General features: G+C 71.1%; 16 protein-coding genes. 5 read left to right on the top strand and 11 right to left on the bottom strand.

Going from position 1 to position 17,023, the window contains the following annotated elements; genetic code table 11:
• Nucleotides 1-37: 37 nt before the first annotated feature.
• On the bottom strand, nucleotides 38-1,117 hold the full coding sequence (gene dapE, locus AB0I69_RS47085) for a succinyl-diaminopimelate desuccinylase (protein ID WP_363102008.1): 1,080 nt from the start codon (nucleotides 1,115-1,117) through the stop codon (nucleotides 38-40).
• A gap of 85 nt (nucleotides 1,118-1,202) precedes the next feature.
• Here dapE and AB0I69_RS47080 point away from each other — a divergent pair, with 85 nt between their 5' ends.
• Together AB0I69_RS47080 and AB0I69_RS47075 are read left to right on the top strand one after the other, a co-directional pair.
• Complete coding sequence (locus AB0I69_RS47080) at nucleotides 1,203-2,186, top strand: heavy metal transporter (protein WP_363102007.1); 984 nt, start codon at nucleotides 1,203-1,205, stop codon at nucleotides 2,184-2,186.
• 297 nt (nucleotides 2,187-2,483) lie between these two features.
• Nucleotides 2,484-2,936, top strand: coding sequence for an ATP-binding protein (locus AB0I69_RS47075; RefSeq protein ID WP_262055831.1), 453 nt, complete (start codon nucleotides 2,484-2,486; stop codon nucleotides 2,934-2,936).
• 111 nt (nucleotides 2,937-3,047) lie between these two features.
• Here AB0I69_RS47075 and AB0I69_RS47070 read toward each other — a convergent pair whose 3' ends face one another.
• Complete coding sequence (locus tag AB0I69_RS47070) at nucleotides 3,048-4,142, bottom strand: bifunctional succinyldiaminopimelate transaminase/glutamate-prephenate aminotransferase (protein ID WP_363102006.1); 1,095 nt, start codon at nucleotides 4,140-4,142, stop codon at nucleotides 3,048-3,050.
• 130 nt (nucleotides 4,143-4,272) lie between these two features.
• Nucleotides 4,273-4,593, bottom strand: a complete 321-nt coding sequence (gene fdxA / locus AB0I69_RS47065; protein ID WP_019058397.1) for a ferredoxin — start codon at nucleotides 4,591-4,593, stop codon at nucleotides 4,273-4,275.
• 141 nt (nucleotides 4,594-4,734) lie between these two features.
• Between fdxA and AB0I69_RS47060 the strand changes: the two genes are divergently transcribed.
• Both AB0I69_RS47060 and AB0I69_RS47055 read left to right on the top strand, forming a co-directional pair.
• On the top strand, nucleotides 4,735-5,787 hold the full coding sequence (locus AB0I69_RS47060; RefSeq protein ID WP_363102005.1) for a GNAT family N-acetyltransferase: 1,053 nt from the start codon (nucleotides 4,735-4,737) through the stop codon (nucleotides 5,785-5,787).
• A 17-nt stretch (nucleotides 5,788-5,804) separates the two neighbouring features.
• Nucleotides 5,805-6,656, top strand: coding sequence for a transglutaminase-like domain-containing protein (locus tag AB0I69_RS47055; protein WP_363102004.1), 852 nt, complete (start codon nucleotides 5,805-5,807; stop codon nucleotides 6,654-6,656).
• 75 nt (nucleotides 6,657-6,731) lie between these two features.
• Here AB0I69_RS47055 and AB0I69_RS47050 read toward each other — a convergent pair whose 3' ends face one another.
• The 8 genes from AB0I69_RS47050 to AB0I69_RS47015 all read right to left on the bottom strand — a co-directional run bounded on the left by AB0I69_RS47050 (nucleotide 6,732) and on the right by AB0I69_RS47015 (nucleotide 14,607).
• Nucleotides 6,732-7,346 (bottom strand): response regulator transcription factor, encoded by a 615-nt coding sequence (locus AB0I69_RS47050; protein WP_363102003.1) that lies wholly within the window; start codon nucleotides 7,344-7,346, stop codon nucleotides 6,732-6,734.
• Nucleotides 7,343-8,548, bottom strand: coding sequence for a histidine kinase (locus AB0I69_RS47045; protein ID WP_363102040.1), 1,206 nt, complete (start codon nucleotides 8,546-8,548; stop codon nucleotides 7,343-7,345). The genes AB0I69_RS47050 and AB0I69_RS47045 overlap by 4 nt, the downstream gene beginning before the upstream one ends.
• A gap of 5 nt (nucleotides 8,549-8,553) precedes the next feature.
• The gene (locus AB0I69_RS47040; RefSeq protein WP_363102002.1) at nucleotides 8,554-9,294 is read right to left on the bottom strand and encodes an ABC transporter permease; all 741 of its coding nucleotides are present in this window, start codon (nucleotides 9,292-9,294) and stop codon (nucleotides 8,554-8,556) included.
• Nucleotides 9,291-10,217: an ABC transporter ATP-binding protein gene (locus AB0I69_RS47035; RefSeq protein ID WP_363102001.1), complete on the bottom strand. Its 927-nt coding sequence runs from the start codon at nucleotides 10,215-10,217 to the stop codon at nucleotides 9,291-9,293. The genes AB0I69_RS47040 and AB0I69_RS47035 overlap by 4 nt, the downstream gene beginning before the upstream one ends.
• A 168-nt stretch (nucleotides 10,218-10,385) precedes the next feature.
• Nucleotides 10,386-12,914, bottom strand: coding sequence for a hypothetical protein (locus AB0I69_RS47030; protein ID WP_363102000.1), 2,529 nt, complete (start codon nucleotides 12,912-12,914; stop codon nucleotides 10,386-10,388).
• 150 nt (nucleotides 12,915-13,064) lie between these two features.
• On the bottom strand, nucleotides 13,065-13,481 hold the full coding sequence (locus AB0I69_RS47025; protein ID WP_363101999.1) for a DUF6113 family protein: 417 nt from the start codon (nucleotides 13,479-13,481) through the stop codon (nucleotides 13,065-13,067).
• On the bottom strand, nucleotides 13,481-14,389 hold the full coding sequence (gene mshB, locus AB0I69_RS47020; protein WP_363101998.1) for an N-acetyl-1-D-myo-inositol-2-amino-2-deoxy-alpha-D-glucopyranoside deacetylase: 909 nt from the start codon (nucleotides 14,387-14,389) through the stop codon (nucleotides 13,481-13,483). The genes AB0I69_RS47025 and mshB overlap by 1 nt, the downstream gene beginning before the upstream one ends.
• 23 nt (nucleotides 14,390-14,412) lie before the next feature.
• The gene (locus AB0I69_RS47015) at nucleotides 14,413-14,607 is read right to left on the bottom strand and encodes a hypothetical protein (RefSeq protein WP_019058412.1); all 195 of its coding nucleotides are present in this window, start codon (nucleotides 14,605-14,607) and stop codon (nucleotides 14,413-14,415) included.
• Nucleotides 14,608-14,809: 202 nt separating this feature from the next.
• Here AB0I69_RS47015 and AB0I69_RS47010 point away from each other — a divergent pair, with 202 nt between their 5' ends.
• On the top strand, nucleotides 14,810-16,927 hold the full coding sequence (locus AB0I69_RS47010; RefSeq protein WP_363101997.1) for a prolyl oligopeptidase family serine peptidase: 2,118 nt from the start codon (nucleotides 14,810-14,812) through the stop codon (nucleotides 16,925-16,927).
• Nucleotides 16,928-17,023: the final 96 nt, after the last annotated feature.

Here is a 17,023-nt window from a genome sequence, read left to right as displayed (position 1 = left end):
AGGTCTACGCGGGTTACGGAGGGGGGACATACGGATGTCAGACGGTGAGCCAGTCCCGCAGCCGCCGCTCCGCCTCGGGGATGAGAGCCGCCTCGACCCGCTCGTCCACCTTGTGGGCGAGGAGTTGGGCACCCGGGCCGTAGTTCACCGCGGGCACTCCGAGCGCACTGAAGCGGGCCACGTCGGTCCAGCCGAACTTGGGGCGGGCCTCGCCGCCGACGGCCGCCATGAAGGCCGCGGCGGCCGGGTGGGTCAGGCCGGGGCGGGCGCCGCCGGTGTGGTCGTCGACGACGAACTCGTCGACCCCGCAGTCGGCGAAGTAGTCGCGCACGAAGGCCTCCGCCTCCTCCTCGCTGCGGTCGGGCGCGTAGCGGAAGTTGACGACCAGGGTGCACGCGTCGGGGATGACGTTGGTGGCCACTCCCCCTTCGACGCGCACCGCGTTGAGGCCCTCGTGGAACTGGAGGCCGTCCACGACGGGCGTACGGGGTTCGTACGCGGCGAGCTTGGACAGCGCCCTGGAGGCGGCGTGGATCGCGTTGGAGCCCATCCACGCGCGCGCGGAGTGCGCCCGCTCTCCCTTGAACTTCAGGAACACCCTGAGCGTGCCCTGGCAGCCGCCCTCGACCTGACCGTCCGTCGGCTCCAGGAGGACCGCGAAGTCGCCCTCCAGCCACTCGGGGTGGGCTTCGGAGACGTGCTTGAGGCCGTTGAGAGGGGCGGCGACCTCTTCGTTGTCGTAGAAGACGAACGTCAGGTCGCGGTTGGGGGCCGGAACCGTGGCCGCGATGCGGAGTTGGACCGCCACTCCCGACTTCATGTCGCAGGTGCCGCAGCCCCACAGGACGCCGTTCTCGTCGAGGCGCGAGGGGACGTTGTCGGCGATCGGGACCGTGTCGATGTGGCCCGCCAGGATGACGCGTTCCGGGCGGCCGAGGGTGGTGCGCGCGACGATGTTGTTGCCGTACCGGTCGACCGTCAGGTGCGGCAGGGCGCGCAGCGCGGTCTCGATCGCGTCCGCGAGGGGCTTCTCGCTGCCGCTCTCCGAGGGGAAGTCGACGAGCTGCGCGGTGAGCCGTGCGGCGTCCAGCGTGAGGTCAAGTGGGGTGTCGGCCATGGCGTCGACCCTAACGCGAACGGCCTGTGCGCCGACTGTCCACACCCGGCGCAGCGGTAACAGGAGCCTCCAGTACCTTGTGGGGATGCTTGAGCAGTCCCCCACCCCAAAGAAGCGTCGACGCGGCCGCCTCTTCCGAATCTCCTCGGCCTTCGTGGTGCTGCTCGCGGTCGCGGGCTATCTGGTCGTTCAGTACGTCACCGGCGGCCGGGGCGGGCCCGGCTGCAAGGTCGTCTCCGGGAAGAACGACGGCCAGGAGTACGAGTTCTCGCAGGAGCAGACGATGAACGCGGCGACGATCGCCGCCGTCGGTACCGGGCGCGGGATGCCGGAACGGGCCGTGACGATCGCGCTCGCGACCTCCCTCCAGGAGTCGCAGCTCGTCAACATCCAGCACGGCGACCTGGATTCGCTCGGCCTGTTCCAGCAGCGGCCCTCGCAGGGCTGGGGCACCAAGAAGGAGATCCTGGACCCGACGTACGCGGCGGGCGTCTTCTACGAGCACCTGTCCAAGGTGGACGACTACCAGAAGCTCCCTCTCACCGTCGCCGCGCAGCGCGTGCAGCGCAGCGGTTACCCGGAGGCGTACGCCAAGCACGAGCCCGAGGCCACGCTGCTGTCCGCCGCCCTCACGGGGCAGGCGGCCGCCACGCTGACCTGTCAGGGCCTCCCGGACAGCACGCAGGCGAACGTCGGCCCGGACGCCGTACGGGCCGCGCTGGTACGGGACTTCGGGCGCACGGTACTGAAGGAGACCGGTGCGGAGGTGACCGGGAGCGGCTCGACGTCGAAGGGCAAGGCGAAGGCCAAGTCCACGCCGGCGCCCAGCGCGAGTGCGACCGGCGGGAGCAGCACCGTGACCCTGCCGGTGCGGTCCGGCAGCACGAGGACCGGCTGGCAGCTCGCGCACTGGGCGGTGGCCAACTCCTCGGAACTGCACATCGAGCGCGTGTCGTACGCCGGTCGCGAATGGGCCGCCGGCAGTGCGGACGACCCGTGGCACTCGACCGCCACGAAGGCCGCCGGCGGGGTTCGCATAGTGACCGAGCGGCAGGGCGGGGAGAAGTAGCCGGGCAGTCGCGGTCGGGCAGTCGTACGGGGCCTCACCCGTAAGGGTCGTGCGCGGTCGATCCGGGCCCGGGGGTGCTCAGGTTTTCGCGCGGTCACCCTCGTGTGTACCGAAGTCCTTGAAAACAAAGGGCTGCGACCATTCGACGGGGTTTCGGGCCGGGCGCTCTTTGTCCGTTTTTATCCGTAGCTGATAATGCGACGCATTGCCAACTCTTTACGTTGGCGCTCCGCAACCTTCGCGCGCTTCGAGCGGTAGTCACTGCGTCCGAGCCCGGAGATCAACACAAGGAGCATCATGTCCCTCCCCCTGACCCGCCGGATCGCCCGTGCCGCGCTGCTCGTCGCAGCGGGAGCGGCAGCCGGGGTCGGTGCGGCCGGCTCCGCCAGTGCGGCCCCCTCCCTGCCGGCCACCCCGAACCTGGGCGCGCTGACCGCCCTGGACGGGGCGAGCGTCGGCAACACGGTCGACGGCGCGAGCCAGAACGTCACGGGGGTCGCCGGCAAGTCCGGTGGCCAGACGCTGGAGAAGGCGGTGCCGGCCGCCGGGAAGACCGGCGGGAAGGTTGCCAAGACGGTGGCGCCGGCTGCGCAGCATGTTGCCGGGGACACGGCGGGTCAGGCGGGTGGCCTGCTTGGTGAGACCGCGAAGACGGCGACTGCGGGTGGCGGGTTGCCGACTGACGCGGTGACCAAGGGTGGGTTGCCCACGGCTCAGGAGCTGCCGTTGAAGGGGCTGCCGCTCGGCTAGTCCGGCTGCGTTGAAGGGGTCCAGGGAGTTCCCTGGGCCCCTTTTTTCGGTCGTTCGTCGACTGACGGCCGGTGGGGGCTGGTCGCGCAGTTCCCCGCGCCCCTAAAAACCTCAGCCCAGCCTCTCTACAGCTGCCCGGACTCGCTCATCCGTCGCCGTCAAAGCCACCCTTACGAAGTTTTCGCCGGCCTCTCCGTAGAAGTCGCCCGGGGCCACGAGGATGCCCAGGTCGGCCAGGTGGGCGACCGTCTTCCAGCAGGACTCGTCCCTTGTTGCCCAGAGGTAGAGGCTGGCCTCGCTGTGTTCGATGCGGAAGCCGTGGGACACGAGGGCCTCGCGCAAGGCCGTGCGGCGGGCCTTGTAGCGCTCGCGTTGTTCCTGGACGTGGGTGTCGTCGCCGAGGGCCGCGATCACCGCCGCCTGGGTCGGGGACGAGGTCATCATGCCGCCGTGCTTGCGGATCTCCAGGAGCGGGGCGAGGACCGCCGGGTCGCCGGCCAGGAAGGCCGCGCGGTAACCGGCGAGGTTGGAGCGCTTGGAGAGGGAGTGGACGGCGACGATCCCGTCGTAGGAACCGCCGTTGACGTCCGGGTGCAGGACCGAGACCGGGTCGGCCTCCCAGCCCAGTTCGAGGTAGCACTCGTCGGAGAAGACCAGGACGCCGTGCTCGCGGGCCCAGGCGACGATCCGGGTCAGCTCGTCCCTGGAGAGGACCTTGCCGGTGGGGTTCGACGGGGAGTTGAGCCAGAGGAGCTTCAGGCCCTCGGGGTTCAGCTGTGTCGGGTCGTCGTAGGTCTCGTATTCGGCTCGGGCCAGGCGGGCGCCGACCTCGTACGTGGGGTACGCGAGGCGCGGGTAGGCGACCCGGTCGCCCGGGCCCAGGCCCAGGTGCGTCGGGAGCCAGGCGACGAGTTCCTTGGAGCCGACGATGGGCAGGACGTGGCGGTGGGTCATGTCGCGGGCGCCGAGGCGGTGCTCCACCCAGCCGGTGATCGCGTCGCGCAGTGCCGGCGTGCCCCAGACCGTCGGATAGCCGGGCGAGTCGGCCGCGGCGATCAGCGCTTTCTGGATCAGCTCGGGGACCGGGTCCACCGGGGTGCCGACGGAGAGGTCGACGATGCCGTCCGGGTGCGCTGCGGCCGTCTTCTTGTACGGCTCCAGCCGGTCCCAGGGGAAGGTGGGCAGGCGGTCGGTGACTGCGGACACGGTGTCTGGCTCACTTTCTGGTGCGTGCGCCCCGTACAGCCGTCGTCAGACCGTCGTACGGCAAACGCCTCGGCCCCGTACGGCGATCAGGCCGTACGGGACCGAGGCGGCGCGTCTGTGCGGGCCGCTCTTACTGGTTCTGCGGCGGCAGCGCGGCGACGAAGGGGTGGTCGCGCTCGATCAGACCCAGCTTGCTGGCGCCGCCGGGGGAGCCGAGCTCGTCGAAGAACTCGACGTTGGCCTTGTAGTAGTCCTTCCACTCCTCCGGAGTGTCGTCCTCGTAGAAGATCGCCTCGACCGGGCACACCGGCTCACAGGCTCCGCAGTCGACGCATTCGTCCGGGTGGATGTACAAGGACCGTGAGCCCTCGTAAATGCAGTCGACCGGGCACTCCTCGATGCACGCCTTGTCCTTGACGTCTACACAAGGCTGCGCGATGACGTAGGTCACGCTGTCGTTCCTCCTCGATAGGGCGCTGGCGGGCCTCCGTAGGCTCCGCCGCCCGGCGCGCGGGAGCGCGGCGTCGTCCATGCCCGCCACCTAGTATCTCCGTTCCGGGGCGTGATCCATACAGGAGGGGTGAACTGACCTGTGGAAATCTCTGCGGCTGGACGTCTTGAGGTCCGCATCACCGCTGCTGACGTGGGCAAACGGGTGTCCGTCAGGCGCTTGGCAGGTACGGAAGACACGACGGAGAAGTTCACCGACACGGTGGGTGTTCTCACATCATGGGACAGCGGTGTGCTCACGATCACACGGAAGGGCGGCGAGTCCGTCCGCATTCCGGAATCCGCGCTGGTAGCGGGCAAGGTCGTCCCGGCCGCTCCGGCCCGCCGACGGGGACCGTCCGCTTCGTACGCCGAACTCGCCCATGTCTCCTCGCGTGCCTGGCGGCCGGTGGAGAGCGAGCGGCTCGGTGAGTGGGAGCTGCGGGCCGCCGCCGGATTCACCCGGCGCGCCAACTCCGTGCTGCCGCTCGGCGATCCCGGCCTGCCCCTCGACGAGACCCTCACTGTCGTACGACGGTGGTACGGCGACCGCGGCCTGCCCGCGTACGTCCAGACCGCGACCGGCGCCGAGGGCACGCAGGAGCTGCTCTGTGCCGAGCTGGAACAGCGCGGCTGGACCCGCGAGGTCACGGCCGAGCTGTGGGTCGGGGCCCTGGCCCCGGTCGCCGACCGCGCCGACGCGGCCGGGGTCGTGTTGTCCAGGGCGGCCGACGAGGCGTGGCTGGCCCGCTATCAGCGCAAGGGGGTGAGCGACGTGGCCCTGAAGGTGCTGGGCAGCGGCCCCTCGGTGTGGTTCGCCACCGTGCCCGGTGAGGCTGCGGATACTGCTCCTGCGGCGATCGGGCGGTGTGTCGTCGACGGGCGGTGGGCCGGTTTCGGCGCGGTCGAGGTCGATCCGGCGCTACGGCGGCGGGGCCTGGGCTCGCTCGTCATGGCCGCGTTGGCCGCGCGGGCGCTGGACGAGGGGGCCTCGGTCGCGTGGTTGCAGGTCGAGGCGGACAACGCGGGGGCGCGGGCGCTGTACGCCGGGATGGGGTTCGGGGCGCATCACGCCTACCACCACTATCGCGAGCCGGCGGCCTCGATCGGTGACGCCGGTGACACCGGTGTCACCGGTCGTGACGGTTCGTCGTGAGGGGGTACGAGTTCGCCATGTCCGGTCCCTGTCCCCCGCCGCCCGAGCGGTCCGCCGAGGTGCGTCGGCTGTTCGCCGAGGAAGTTCGGTCCGAGCGGCCCGATCTGACCACGCTGTGCCTGCTGGTGGGGGCGGCGGCGGACGGGACGCTGGAGGATTCCGGCATCGACGCGGCACAGATGGAACTGGACCGGCTGGCCGGGCAGGTGCCGTACCGGCCCGGCGCGCCGTTGGCCTGGGCGACCGCGCTGCACCAACTCCTCGGCGTCCGTTTCGAGTTCCGCGGTACGCCGGGTGACTATCAGCGGCTGTCGTCCTCGCTGCTGCACGAGGTGCTGCGGCGGCGGCGCGGGTTGCCGATCCTGTTGTCCGTGGTGTGGATGGAGGTGGCCCGGCGGGCGGGGGCGCCGGTGTACGGGGTGGCGTTGCCGGGGCACTTCGTGGTGGGGTTCGGGCCGGCGGAGGATCAGGTGCTGGCCGATCCCTTCGACGGGGGGCGGGTGTTGTCGGGCGGCGATGCGGAGTTGCTGGTCGCCGGGGCGACGGGGGCTTCGCTGGAGCCCGGGATGCTTGTGCCTGCGGCGCCTCTTGAGGTTGTGTCGCGGGTCCTGAACAACATCCGGGCGTGGGCTGCGGCTCGGCCTGAGCGGTCGGATGTGGCCCTGTGGGGCGTTGAGTTGGCCTTGCTGCTGCCGTCGCATTCGGCTCGGTTGCGGTATGAGCGGGCTCAACTGTTGGTTCAGCGGGGGGATTTCCTGACGGGGGCCGCCGAACTGGAGGCGTATGCCGAGGTGGTGGCTGTCGTGGATGAACCTGCCGCTGATCGGGTGCGGGGGCAGGCGCAGTCGGCTCGGGCGATGCTGAACTAGTAGTGCGTCTGCGGGTGCGTCGTGGCTGGTCGCGCAGTTCCCCGCGCCCCTGGGTGGGCTGCCCTGACCGGTGTTCTACAGCCAGCCTTTCTCTCTCGCGATGCGTACCGCCTCTGCCCTGTTCCTCACCGCCAACTTCTGGATCGCTGTCGACAAGTAGTTGCGGACCGTGCCCTGCGACAAATGCAAGGCCACGGCCAGTTCCGCGTTCGTGGAGCCGTCTGCCGCTGCCCGCAGCACCTCGCGCTCGCGGTCCGTCAAAGGGTTCGCGCCCTCTGCCAGCGCCGCTGCCGCCAAGGTGGGGTCGATGACCCGCTCTCCCGTCAGTACTTTCCTTACCGCTTCCGCCAGTTGGGCCGCCGGGGCGTCCTTGACCAGGAAGGCGTCGGCGCCCGCCTCCATCGCGCTGCGGAGGTAGCCGGGGCGGCCGAAGGTCGTGAGGACGACGAGTTTCACAGCGGGGAGTTCCTTGTGGACCTGGGCCGCCGCCTCGATGCCCGTGCAGCCCGGCATCTCGATGTCTAGGAGGGCCACGTCCACGGCGTGCTCCCGTGCCGCCGCCAACACCTCGTCGCCGCGCGCGACTTGGGCGACGACCTCGATGTCGTCCTCCAGGCCGAGCAGCGCGGCCAGTGCCTCGCGGACCATCGACTGGTCCTCGGCGAGGAGGACCTTGATCGTGCGGCTCATGCGGGGGATCCTACGTCCGCCGGGACGGCCGGAGTGCCGGCGGGCACCCTCGCGACCAGTCGGAAGCCGCGTTTGAGGCGGGTCGCCTCCAGGGAGCCGCCGACCTTCGCGAGGCGCTCGCCGAGCCCGGTCAGACCGTTGCCGGGGCCCTTGCCGGAGCCGCCGGTGCCGTCGTCCTCTACGGACAGTTCGAGCACCGGACCGTCCAGGGTCTGGCGCCGGACCAGTTCGACCACGCAGCGCCGGGCGCCGCTGTGCCGTACGACGTTGGTGATCGCCTCGCGCAGGGCCCAGGCGAGGGCGGACTCGCTGAGTTCGGGGATGTCGGTGAGGTTCGGGTCGGTGGGGAGGTCGGCTGTGACTCCGGCGGCTGTCAACGCCACCTGGGCGCCCGCGAGTTCGCCGGGGAGGCGGGGGCGGCGGTAGCCGGTGACGGCCTCGCGGACGTCCACCAGGGCCTGGCGGCTGACCTGTTCGATGTCGGCGACCTGCTGGGCCGCCTTGTCGGGGTGCTCGGGGAGCATGCGGCCGGCGAGTTCGCTCTTCAACGTGATCAGGGACAGGGAGTGGCCCAGTAGGTCGTGCAGGTCTCGGGCCAGGCGCAATCGCTCCTCATTAGCGGCCAGTTGGGCGACTGTGGCGCGGGCCTTGCGCAACTCGACCGTCGTACGCACCAGTTGCCGTACGCCCGTCATGGAGTAGCCCACCAGCAGCACGATCAGGAACAGGCCCCAGGCCTCGTCCAGGTCGTCGACGAACCATCCCGCCAGCATCATCGCGGCGGTGGTCAGCGGGATCGTCCAGTACGCGGCCCGTAGGGGGAGGGTGACCCCGCAGGTGACAGAGACGTAGACGAAGAGGCCGAGCCAGGAGTTGCCGAGGCTGAGGGCCAGGACCACTGCCAGTACCCACAGGACGGCTACCAGGGCGGCGACCATCCAGCCGGAGTACGGGCGGCCCATGGTGCGGAAGACGACTGCCAGGTAGATCCCGGTGAAGGCCACCAGGCCCACCCAGCCGGACACCGTGGCCGGGGTGGTGTGGTGGCCGGCCGTCAGGTCCTGCACGGGTGCGCCGAGGAAGACCAGCCAGGGCAGGATCCACACCAGTTTGCGCAGCATCTCGCCCCGGTCACGGGGCGGCTGTCCGATCCGGATCAGCCGCTCCACCCTGGCCTTTTCCGGCAGCGGGTCTTCGGTCATCGCGCTCACGCCTTCAGCGTGTCCTTCCGGTACAGCCACGCCGCCCCGCCCGCGAACAGGGCGAAGTAGACGACGAGGAGGGTGACGTCCTTGGCGTGGGGCGACTGGCTCTGCTCGATGGCCTGCCCCAGGGCAGCGTACGCGTGGGTGGGCAGCCACTTCGCGATGTCCTGCAGCCAGGTCGGGAAGGTCGTGGCGGGCATCCACAGGCCGCCCAGCATCGACAGGCCGAAGTAGGTGATCATCGTGATCGGACGGACCGCGTCCCCGCTCGCCATGTACCCGATGGCCACCCCGAGCGCGGCGAAGACCAGGCTCCCGGCCCAGATCGCGCCGGTCAGCGCGAACCACTGCCAGGCGTCCAGGCGTACGTCCTTCACGGTCGCGGCGACGATGAAGACCACGACGATGGAGGGCAGGCTGACGACCGCGGCGCTGGCCGTCTTCGCGAGGACATAGCCGCGGCCCGGGAGCGTGGTGAGCCTCAACTGCCGTACCCAGCCGCTCTCCCGCTCCTTCGCGATGCGCTCGCTGTTGCCCATCAGGACGGCGGTCAGGGCGCCGAAGGAGGCCATCGAGACCATCATGTAGGTCGCCACGGTCAGGCCCGTGCCGTCGACCCTGTCCGTGCCGCCGGCGCTGCCCGCGATGAGCAGGAACAGGGCCGAGGGGTAGATCACCGAGAAGAACAGGAACTTGCGGTTGCGCAGGGCGCGGGTGAGTTCCAGCTTGATCAGGCTGTTCATGACTGCTTGGCCTCCTCGGCGGCGGTGATGGCGACGAAGGCCTGCTCCAGGCCGAGCCCGGCGACTTCGAGGTTGCGGGGGTAGACGCCGAGGCCGTAGAGCGCGTGGACGGTCGCGTCGGCGTCGGTGGACTGGATGCGGATCGTGGAGCCGCTTATGTCGATGGTGGTGAGGAACGGGAGGGACCGCAGCGGGGCCTCGTCGATCTCGCCCTCCAGGTCGAAGGCGACCCGGCGGGCACCGGCCTTCGCCTTGATCTCGGCGGAGGTGCCGTCGGCGAGCAGCCGGCCGCGGTGCAGGACGAGGACGCGGTCCGCGATGGCGTCGGCCTCTTCGAGGTAGTGGGTGGCGAAGAGGACCGTACGGCCCTGGTCGGCCTGTTCGCGCATGGTGGCCCAGAAGGCCTGCCGGGCGGTGACGTCCATGCCGGTGGTCGGTTCGTCGAGGACGATCAGGTCGCTGTCGCCCGCGGTCGCGAGGGCGAAGCGGACGCGCTGGGCCTGACCGCCGGAGAGCTTGTTGACCTTGCGGTCGGCGATCTGGGCGATGCCCGCGCGGGCGATCACGTCACCGACCTTGTGCGGCTTGGGGTGCAAGTCGCAGGCCAGCTTGACCAGTTCGCCGACCGTGACCTCGTCCATCAGTCCGCCGCTCTGCAGCATCGCGCCGACCCGCCCGGCGACGATGGCCTCGCGGGGGCTGGTGCCGAAGACGCTGACCGTGCCGCGGTCGGCCTGCTTGAGGCCGAGCAGCAGGTCGAGGGTGGTCGACTTGCCGGCCCCGTTCGGGCCCAGCAGGGCCACCGTCTCCCCCGGGTGCAGCACGAGCGACAGCCCGTCGACGGCCCGGACCTCGCCGTAGCTCTTGCTCACCTGGTCGAACCCGACCACCGGGCTGCCGGTGGTCGCCGCTGTTGTCGTCATGGCAACCATCGTGGCCGTCGCGGGCCGGTGCGCGGCAGTGTCGCGGGTCCGGTGTGCCGCATGACAGATGTCATGCCGGGGCGGTGGGACGGCGGGGCAGTGGGACGGTGGCATACGACGAGGGGGCACCCGGCGCTGTGCCGGGTGCCCCCTCGTTCGGTCGTGCCGCTAGCTCGGGTTCGTGTCGATGACCGCGACCCGGTTGCTCGTGCTCGTCAGGGCCTTGCGCAGGGCGAGGTACACGTCCTCGGGGGTGACGGCGGTCTTCTTGCCGTTGGCCCGGCTGATGAGCACGCCGTCGAAGGTCTGGCCGTAGAGGTCCTTCAAGGCGGTCAGGTCGGGCTTGTCGACCAGCTTGCCGTCGACGGCGGACACCTTGAGGAACTTCCACAGCGAGTTCTGCGGGCTCATCAGGACCGAGTGCGCCGCGTCGGTCTGGACGGTCACCTTGGCGGACATCGCGGGCTGTGCGAAGGCCTTCATCTCGCGGTCGACCTCGGCGTTCGTGACCGTGGGCTGTTTGGTGGTCGTCGGGACCGTCACCGCGGTGGCCGTGCCCGTCTCCACCTCGGCCCGGTAGGCCTCGCCCACGGCCCCGGTGGAACCGGCCGCGTCGATGGCCTTGCCCGCCTTGCCGTAGACGGCGACCGCCTTGCCGGACGTGAACTGGATCGTGCCCTCGGTCACCGCGCCGGAGCCGGAGCCGCCGCCGAGGTCCGCGAGAGCCGCCTGGAGCTTCTCCTCGTCGATCGGCATCTCGGGCTCGATGACCCGGTGCTGGCCGAAGAGCGAGCCGATCACGGAGACCGGGTTGTAGTCGCTGGTGGCCGCCTTGCTGACGGTGGTCGCGAAGTCGAACTGCAGCCCCGCCTGGTCCGGCTTGAGCGAGACCGTCTTGCCGCCGACCGACAGCTTCAGGGGCTTGTTCACACGGCCGCCGAACGCGTCGTCGAGTTTCTTGACGGCGTCGTCGCGGGTGCCGCCGCCGATGTCGACGCCGAGCACGGTGGTGCCCTTGGGCACGTCGGTGTGGTTCATCAGCAGCCCGGCGCAGTAGGCGCCGCCCCCGATGACGATCACGCCGACGCAGAGCAGGACCAGCTTGCTGCGGCCCTTCTTTTTCTTCGCCGCGCTCTTGCCGGTGTTCTTGGCGGCGGCGGGCGCGCTCTGTGCCGAGCCGGGCTCGGGCAGCTTCGGGGGCGTGTGCGGCAGCGGTCCGTCGGGGTGGGTACCGGGGCCGAACGGCGAGTTCCCGGCGCCGGGGACGACCGGCATACCGCTGGTGACGGTGTGTCCGGAGACCTGGTCCGCGGGGGCGCCGTAGCCGGGCATACCGGGTCCGGGGGCCGGCTTCTGCGGGGTGAGGATCGCGGTGTCGTCACTGAGACCACCGCCGGGGATCATGCCGGGGAGACCGGCGCCGGGGCCTGAGCGGGGACCGCCGGGGCCCATTCCGGGACCACCGGGGACGCCCGTGGCGGGACCACCGGGACCACCGGGGCCTGCGCCGGGACCGCCCGGTGCCCTGCCGCGACCGCCGTGTCGGCCGGAGCCCGTGCCCGGGCCGCCGGGAACACCGGTGCCGTTCGTACCGCCGGGTCCGTCCGCGTAGCCGCTCAGCGCGCTGGGCGCGCCCGGTGCTCCACCCATCGGGCCGGGCGGCAGCATCAGACCGTCTCCGGTGACCGGACCGCCGGTCGGACCCGCGGGACCCTCAGGGCCGCCCTGACCACCGCGCCCGTTCGGGCCGTTGAAACCGCTGGGTCCGCCCGGGCCGCCGGGACCCATGCCCTGGCCGCCAGGGCCGGGGAACTGTTCGGCTCGCCCGCCGCCGTGACCGTCGATCCCGGGATAGCCGCCCTGCTCGCTCTGGCCGCCAGGCCCGGGGAAACCGCCCTGCTGCCCGTTCTCCGCGAAGTACGGCAGCTCGTCGCGGCGCGGTTCGCCGGGGCCGCCGTTCGGACGGGACCCGTTGCCCAGCGGTCCCGCCGCCAGCGCTTCGGTCACGTCGAAGGAGCCGGTGCCGCCACCGTGCCCGGGGGCCACGGGTCCGCCACCGGTCGCACCGGCGAACCCGGCACCGTTCGTACCGCCGTTCGCGCCACCCGGCCGGGAGCCGCTCGGCAGGCCCATGGCGCCGACCACACCACCCGGTCGGCCACCGCTCGGCCGCGCACCACCGGGCGCACCGGAGGCACCGGGGCCCGGGGCACCGGCGCCCGGGGCACCGGCGCCCGGGGCACTCAGGTTGCCCGCGGCCGAACCGCCGGGAATTCCCGCCCCGTTGGTGCCGCCACCGCCCTGACCGCCCTTCGCGGGGCCGGACTTGCGGGGTGCGAACCAGTCGCTGGGCTTCTCCTCGGCGCCGGGCAGCGCGAGTTCACCGGTCGGCTCGACGATGCCCTCGGGCAGCGCGGAACTCGGCAACTGCACCTCGGCGGTCGTGGACCCCTCGGTGTCCGCGACGGGCGTGCGCACGACGACAGGCGGAATGGGCCGGGAACCGGGGATGTTGATCCGGATCCGGGTCGTCAGCGTCGTCTCGGTCTTGCGTTCCTCCGGCTGCGCGGCCGAACGCCCCGCATCCGTACGGTCGTCGGAAGCCGCGGGCGTCCCGTACGGCGGGGTCCCCGAGGGGTAGGCGGCTCCGCCGCGCCCGTCGGGCCCGGAGGACGGAGTGTCAGTTTCACGACTCAAGGCAGGTTCTCCCGGTTGGCTCCGCCGCCCGACACCCACGGGCGACTCGGCGGCGCGCACCACCATACTGGCCACTTCTTGGCGGTATCCCACGGCCGCTGGGGAAACCCACACCGGACTCGCACGCGCGCGTCACCGCGAAGTGGTACGTCACTTGCCAAGTCGGACGTCAGGGCTGGTTGGTTGCCGCCCCAAACCCAACGTGGCGCACATCACAGCTACGGCCATCCCACCGAGCAGGAAGAGATAGGAACCGACTCCCGCGCCGAAGAGGAAGTCGCCTTCCGGGCGGCTGGCCGTGAGCAGGATGACGGCGACCATCCAGCCGGCGGCGGGCGCGACGGCACCGCCCCTGCCGTCGGCGGCTCTCGCTCCGCCGAGGAACAGTCCGGCCGCTCCGACGAGCGCGAGCAGCAGCCCGCCCGGGAACCACGCGGCCTGCACCAGCGCCCCGGCCGCCCCGACGACCGCGCCGAGCACGAAGAGCCCGAGGTAGGCCAACACCCGTAGTCCGGAAGGCCGTTGCAGCGGCTGGGCGAGGAGGCTCCCGCCGTTGGTGGCGCTCATCACAGGTCCAGCCCTTCGAAGAGGTCGGTCTCGGGCGTCCCGCCGGGTTCGCCGTTCACAGCAGAGTGCACCAACTCGTAGTACTCGGTGGTGAAGACGGGCTGCGCGAGGTAGTTGGAGAGCACGAAGTACGGCTGATCCGGGGCCACTTCGATCTGGGTGGCGTGCGCGCGCATCGCCGCGGTCTTGGCGTCGGCGTACGCGGTGCCGTCGATCGCGGTGGTGATCTGCCCGTCGTCCACGACACCCGGTACGTCGTCCACGGCGGCCGTCTTGCCGAACGGGAGGTCCGGCAGCGCGTCACGGAGCCGCGCGAAGCCTTCCTCTACGACGGTCCGGGGTACGCGGTTCCAGTAGACCTTGGCGATCGGCTGCCCGGCGTCGGCGGCGAGTTCGGCGGCGCGCATGGCCACGCGGTGGGCCTGGATGTGGTCGGGGTGGCCGTAGCCGCCGTCGGGGTCGTAGGTGACCAGGACCTGGGGGCGCGTCTCGCGGATCACCTCGACGAGCTGTCCGGCCGCCTCGTCGACGTCGGCCTGCCAGAAGCAGGACGGGTTGTCGTTGTCCGAGGTGCCCATCATCCCGGAGTCCTGGTAGCGGCCCGCGCCGCCGAGGAACCGGAAGTCGTCGACGCCCAGCTCACCCATCGCAGCCGTGAGCTCGCCCACCCGGTGCTCCCCGAGCGCGGTGCCCGCCAGATGCCGCGACGCGGGCGGAATGACCTCGCCGCCCTCACCGAGGGTGCAGGTGACCAGCGTCACCAGGGCACCCTCGGCCGCGTACTTGGCCATCGTCGCGCCGTTGTTGATCGACTCGTCGTCCGGGTGCGCGTGCACCAGAAGCAGACGACGAGCGCAGCGAGATGGGGGTCCCCCCGCCCGCAGGGTGGGGGAGGGCAGTTCCGTCATGGGCCCACCCTAAAGGTGAGCCGTCAGAACTTGATGCTGCCGATCATGCTCGCGATGTTCGTCGTGAGATCGCTGATCGTGGGCGCGATGGTCGAGGAGGCCAGATAGAACCCGAGGAGGACACAGACGACCGCATGTCCGCCCTTCAGCCCTGATTTCTTGACCAGAAGGAAGACGACGATCGCCAGCAGCACCACCGCCGAAATCGAGAGTGCCACGGCGGCTCACCTCCAATGATCCCAGGGACTAGGGGGGTCGGACTATGGGGGCAATGGATCCATGGCGTGGATCCGTAGAGCAAATCCATACAGCAGCCAGCAGGTTCATACCCACGCAGCGCTAGTGATCATAACTATCCGCGCTCGCGCATCGCTCGGCGCACAGCCGCACAAGGGGGCGCATGGCCAATATGGTCGGGGTATGACGACCGAGGCTGACTCCTTCCCCCGACGGCACGCCCGGACCCAGCGGTTCACGCTCGGCGCGCCGCGCGCGTTCACCGTGTCGCCCGACGGTTCCCGGGTCGTGTTCCTGCGTTCCCCCTCCGGCACGGACCGGGCGAACGCGCTGTGGGTCCTCGATCCGGCGGGCGGCGAGGAGCGCCTCGCGGCAGACCCGCGCACCCTCCTCGGCGGCGCCTCGGAAGACCTCTCGCCCCAGGAGCGGGCGCGCCGCGAACGCAGCCGCGAGGGCGGTGCGGGGATCGTCGGCTACGCCACCGACAGCGAGGCCGAGTTGGCGTCTTTCGCCTTGTCAGGACGGCTTTTCACGGCCGAGCTGCGGGCCGGCACGGCACGCGAACTCCCCGTCCCCGGACCGGTGATCGACCCGCGCCCGGCCCCCGACGGACGGCACATCGCCTACGTCACGGGCGGCGCCCTGCGCGTCGTGGGAGCCGAGGGCGACGGTGACCGGGCGCTCGCCGAGCCCGAGTCGGAGCAAGTCACCTACGGTCTGGCCGAGTTCATCGCGGCCGAGGAGATGAGCCGTACGCGCGGCTTCTGGTGGTCGCCGGAGTCGGACCGGCTGCTGGTCGCCCGCGCGGACGACACGCCCGTACAGCGCTGGTGGATCGCCGACCCGGCCCATCCGGAGCGCGAGCCGCAGCGGGTGGCGTATCCGGCGGCGGGCACGGCCAACGCGGACGTACGGCTGTACGTGATCGGTCTGGACGGGGTGCGCACGGAGGTCGTCTGGGACCGGGCGCGGTACCCGTATCTGGCGCGAGTGCACTGGTCAGCGGCGGGTGCGCCACTGCTGCTCGTGCAGGCCCGGGACCAGCGCAGCCAGCTGTTCCTGGCCGTGGAGCCGGACTCCGGGGCGACCCGGATGGTGCACGCCGACGAAGATCCAATTTGGCTTGATCTTTTCCCTGGCGTGCCGTGCTGGAGCCCCTCCGGGCAGCTCGTACGGATCGCCGACGAGGGTGGCGCCCGGGTGCTCGCGGTCGGTGAACGCCTGCTCACCGGACCGCAGTTGCACATCCGGGCGGTGCTGGACGTCTCCGACGACAACCTGCTGGTCTCGGCGTCGGCGGGCGAGGCCGCACCCGCCCCGGAGACCGGCGAGGTGCACGTCTATCGCGTCAACGAGCTCGGCCTGGAGCGTCTCTCGCAGGAGCCCGGCGTGCACTCGGCGGTACGCGCCGGGGGCGTGACCGTACTGCTGTCGGCGGTGCCGGACCGGCCGGGCACCCAGGTACAGGTGCTGCGCGAGGGCAAGAAGACGGTGACCATCGCGTCGTATGCCGAAGATCCCGGTATGTCCCCGCGCATCACGTTCACCGAGGGGGGCGCACGGCGCGTCCCGTGCGCCCTGCTTATGCCACGGGACTACGACGGGGCCGGCCCGCTGCCGGTTTTGATGGACCCCTACGGCGGTCCGCACGGCCCGCGCGTGGTCGCCGCGCACAACGCGCACCTCACCTCGCAGTGGTTCGCCGACCAGGGTTTCGCGGTGCTCGTCGCCGACGGCCGCGGCACTCCCGGCCGTTCACCGGCCTGGGAGAAGGCCGTCCACCGCGACTTCACGGTCTCCCTGGACGACCAGATCGACGCCCTCCAGGACCTCGCGAAGTCCCACCCGCTGGACCTCTCCCGGGTGGCCATCCGCGGCTGGTCGTACGGGGGTTGGCTCGCGGGGCTCGCGGTACTGCGCCGCCCGGACGTCTTCCACGCGGGCATCGCGGGCGCCCCGGTCACCGACTGGCGGCTCTACGACACCCACTACACGGAGCGGTACCTGGGCGACCCGGCCAAGGACCCGGAGTCGTACGCGAAGAGCAGCCTGGTGACGGACGACGGCCTGTCCTCCCCAGCCGACCCGCACCGCCCGCTGATGGTCGTGCACGGCCTCGCCGACGACAACGTGGTGGTCGCGCACGCCCTGCGACTGTCCTCGGCGCTGCTGTCCGCCGGCCGCCCGCACGAGGTGCTGCCGCTGTCGGGCGTCACGCACATGACCCCGCAGGAGCAGGTCGCGGAGAACCTGCTGCTACTCCAAGTGGACTTCCTGAAGCGGGCGTTGGGGATGGTCTAGGTACGGCAACGGACCGGGGCGACATGGCGCGCCCCGGTCCGTTTACGGCACCCGCACGGCCGTACGTCAATCAGGTTGACGCGTCCGTATATCGAG

The sequence above is a fragment of the Streptomyces sp. NPDC050508 genome, assembly GCF_040655155.1.
Taxonomy (GTDB): Bacteria; Actinomycetota; Actinomycetes; order Streptomycetales; family Streptomycetaceae; genus Streptomyces.
The sequence above is the reverse complement of the archived record's forward strand: the minus strand, read 5'-3'. Positions and strand labels throughout refer to the sequence as shown.

Bases quoted from the DNA above. Each gene is read 5' to 3' on its own strand.
- dapE (WP_363102008.1), bottom strand. From the start codon at position 1,117: ATGGCCGACACCCCACTTGACCTCACGCTGGACGCCGCACGGCTCACC.
- AB0I69_RS47080 (WP_363102007.1), top strand. From the start codon at position 1,203: ATGCTTGAGCAGTCCCCCACCCCAAAGAAGCGTCGACGCGGCCGCCTC.
- AB0I69_RS47075 (WP_262055831.1), top strand. From the start codon at position 2,484: ATGTCCCTCCCCCTGACCCGCCGGATCGCCCGTGCCGCGCTGCTCGTC.
- AB0I69_RS47055 (WP_363102004.1), top strand. From the start codon at position 5,805: ATGTCCGGTCCCTGTCCCCCGCCGCCCGAGCGGTCCGCCGAGGTGCGT.
- AB0I69_RS47050 (WP_363102003.1), bottom strand. From the start codon at position 7,346: ATGAGCCGCACGATCAAGGTCCTCCTCGCCGAGGACCAGTCGATGGTC.
- AB0I69_RS47045 (WP_363102040.1), bottom strand. From the start codon at position 8,548: ATGACCGAAGACCCGCTGCCGGAAAAGGCCAGGGTGGAGCGGCTGATC.
- AB0I69_RS47040 (WP_363102002.1), bottom strand. From the start codon at position 9,294: ATGAACAGCCTGATCAAGCTGGAACTCACCCGCGCCCTGCGCAACCGC.
- AB0I69_RS47035 (WP_363102001.1), bottom strand. From the start codon at position 10,217: ATGACGACAACAGCGGCGACCACCGGCAGCCCGGTGGTCGGGTTCGAC.
- AB0I69_RS47025 (WP_363101999.1), bottom strand. From the start codon at position 13,481: ATGAGCGCCACCAACGGCGGGAGCCTCCTCGCCCAGCCGCTGCAACGG.
- mshB (WP_363101998.1), bottom strand. From the start codon at position 14,389: ATGACGGAACTGCCCTCCCCCACCCTGCGGGCGGGGGGACCCCCATCT.
- AB0I69_RS47010 (WP_363101997.1), top strand. From the start codon at position 14,810: ATGACGACCGAGGCTGACTCCTTCCCCCGACGGCACGCCCGGACCCAG.